The sequence below is a fragment of the Brucella pecoris genome, from assembly GCF_006376675.1.
Taxonomy (GTDB): Bacteria; Pseudomonadota; Alphaproteobacteria; order Rhizobiales; family Rhizobiaceae; genus Brucella; species Brucella pecoris.
This window is the reverse complement of record NZ_VEWK01000041.1, coordinates 1-3096: the sequence shown is the minus strand read 5'-3', so window position 1 is coordinate 3096 and position 3096 is coordinate 1. Positions and strand designations below refer to the sequence as shown.

Here is a 3096-nt window from a genome sequence, read left to right as displayed (position 1 = left end):
CCGGAATGGGAACTGTGCGTGCAGCTCTTCGATCAGGAATTTGCCGACAGCTTCGATTTCGACGTGCTCGATCCGACGAAGCTGATTCCGGAAGAAGTCATCAAGCCAATACCGGTCGGACGGCTGGTGCTGGATCGGATGCCGGACAATTTCTTCGCCGAGACCGAGCAGGTCGCATTCATGACGCAGAACGTTCCCCCCGGCATCGATTTCTCCAATGACCCGCTGCTCCAGGGGCGCAATTTCTCCTATCTCGACACGCAGTTGAAAAGATTGGGCAGTCCTAATTTCACACACATCCCGATCAATGCGCCGAAGTGTCCGTTCCACCATCTCCAGCAGGACGGCCATATGGCGATGCGCAACCCTGTCGGACGAGCAAATTACCAGCCTAATTCCTGGGGCGAAGGACCGAGGCCTGATCCCAAGCGCGGGTTCCGGTCGTTTGCAGCGCAGGAAGACGGACAGAAAGTTCGCCTTAGACCGGAGAGCTTCGCCGACCATTACAGCCAGGCGCGGCAGTTCTATCTGAGCCAGACCGCTGTGGAGCAAAAACATATCGCCATGGCGCTGACCTTCGAACTGTCGAAGGTGGAAACACCTGTGATCCGTGAGCGTGTTGTGTCTCATCTGCTCAACATCGATGCCAACCTTGCGGAAACGGTCGCCGGAAAGCTCGGCATCCGCAAGATGCCGAAGGCTGCGGATGCAATGGTGCCCGTACGTGACAATCTTGCTCCGTCTCCTGCACTCAGCATTATTGAGAACGGACCCGGCAGCTTCAAGGGCAGAAAGATCGGCGTGCTTGTCGCCGATGGCACGGATGCGCAGGTGCTCAAGGGTATCCGGCACGCCGCGGAGAAGGAAGGCGCAATGGTGGAACTGGTTGCGCCGACGGTCGGAGGTTTCGAAGCATCCAGCGGCGATTGGATGGAGGCCGACCATATGATTGACGGTGGTCCATCCGTATTGTTTGATGCTGTAGCGCTTGTGTTATCTGAAGAAGCGGCCAACAGGCTTATCGGCGAGTCCACTGCAAGAGACTTTGTTGCAGACGCTTTTGCCCACTGCAAGTTCATTGGCTTTACCGCAGGCGCGATGCCGCTGCTCGCCAAGGCCGGTATCGAGCCCGAAATGGACGAAGGGCTGATCCCGCTCGACAATGCAAGGGCGGCCACCGATTTCGTCGCGTCTTGCCGTAAGCTCCGCTTATGGGCGCGTGAAGATACCGTCAAGCTCTGATCTCGCAGCATACAATTGATGTGAAGAGATGTTCGAAGTGCAAACACAAGCGGCCCGGCCCAGCCGGGCCGTTTACCGCGCGTATTGGAATGTGGAGAAATTGGTAATCGCCCATGAAGAACATTGCTATCGTCGGCACCGGACCGACCGGGATCTATACTTTCTTTTCGCTGCTCAAATTCGCAGAGCCAATGTCCATCTCGATCTACGAGAAGGAAGATGAAGCTGGCGTAGGCATGCCTTATAATGACGATGAGAACAGCCGGATGATGCTTGCCAACATCGCCAGCATCGAGATTCCGCCGATTACCTCGACCTATCTGGACTGGCTGCGCGAGCAGGATGAGACGCGTCTCGCTCGATACCGGGTCGACAAGGAAGGTCTTCATGATCGACAATTCCTGCCCCGCATTCTGCTGGGCGAATATTTCCGGGATCAGTTTCTGGCTCTTGTCGAGGCAGCGCGTCGAAAAGGCTTTGAAGTCGAAGTGCACGAATCCTGCGAGGTCACGGATATCGAAGCCACGGCCGATGGTGTTAAACTCTGGACTGAGGGGAAGCTCGATTCGAAACTTCTCGATCTCGTCGTCATCGCCACCGGCCACGTCTGGCCCGACGACGACGAAGCAACGCGCAGTTATTTTCCCAGCCCCTGGTCTGGACTGATCGAAGCCAGGATACCGGCGTGTAAAGTGGGCATTATGGGGACATCGCTCAGCGCCATCGACGCAGCGATGGCGGTCGTCGCCCAACATGGAAGCTTTATCGAGGAAGATTACGACAAACTACGCTTCGACCTTGACCCGGACAGTAAAGGTCTGGCGATAACGCTTATGTCCAGTTCAGGCATCCTTCCAGAAGCGGATTTTTATTGCCCGATCCCGTATGAGCCGTTGCAGATTGCCACGGAGCAGGCGATCAACAGGGAGATCGAGAGCGGTGCCAGTGGCTTGCTTGACAGGATATTTGCCTTGGTCGCGCGCGAAATCGAGGAGGCCGATCCGGTGTGGAGCGAGCGTGTTTCGCTTTCGAAGCTCGACGCTGACAGCTTCGCTGATGCCTACTTTGCCGACCGCCAAAACCACGATGCGTTCCGCTGGGCAGAATACAATCTCAAAGAAGTCGAGCGCAACAAGCGGGAGAAGCATACCGTCCCCTGGCGCTATGCAATCCTTCGTCTGCACGAGGTCGTGCAGGAGATCATTCCGCATCTTGATGAAGAGGACCGCGAGCGTTTCGATAAAGGACTCTGCAAGGTCTTCGTCGACAACTATGCCGCCATCCCGTCGGAATCGATCCGCAGGCTGCTGGCGCTGCGCAAGGCTGGCCTGATAGACGTGCTCGAACTTGGGCACGATTACGACATGGACGTAAGGGAGGATCACACCGTCATCGCCATTGGCTCGGCAATACGGACATTCGACGTGTTCATCGACGCCCGTGGCCAGAAGCCGCTCAAGACGAAGGACCTGCCGTTTCCGTCACTGCGGAGACAACTCCTGTCATTTGGGGAAGATATTCCCGATGTAAATGACGATTATACCCTGCTGGCACCGGACGTTGCATGTGGCAAGATTGCGTTCGGCGCGCTGCCGTATCTGATGCACGACCAGCCTTTCGTGCAGGGAATTACGGCAAGTGCCGACATTGGAGCAGCAATGGCCACTGCTGTAAGTGAACTAACACACCGAACGCGCCGGCGGCTTCCTTTTATTGATCTCTCCTGATCGAAGCTGAAACATTGACGGGTCAGACAGATACGCCCATGCGAGCGGCCTGGATTATATCTTCGATCAATTCACGCCTTGCACGTTCTCTCGCGACACTGTCGTTTAACCGCAAGATATAGGATGG

Annotated in this window: 1 protein-coding gene and 1 pseudogene; both read left to right on the top strand. The window is 56.2% G+C overall.

The genetic code is table 11. The annotated features are described in order from the left end of the window. Positions 1-1242, top strand: a pseudogene (katE, locus tag FIB18_RS24475) (catalase); the annotation flags it as partial. 113 nt (positions 1243-1355) lie between these two features. Then, positions 1356-2969, top strand: a complete 1614-nt coding sequence (locus tag FIB18_RS24470) for an FAD-NAD(P)-binding protein (protein ID WP_140023470.1) — start codon at positions 1356-1358, stop codon at positions 2967-2969. The last annotated feature ends 127 nt before the right edge of the window (positions 2970-3096 follow it).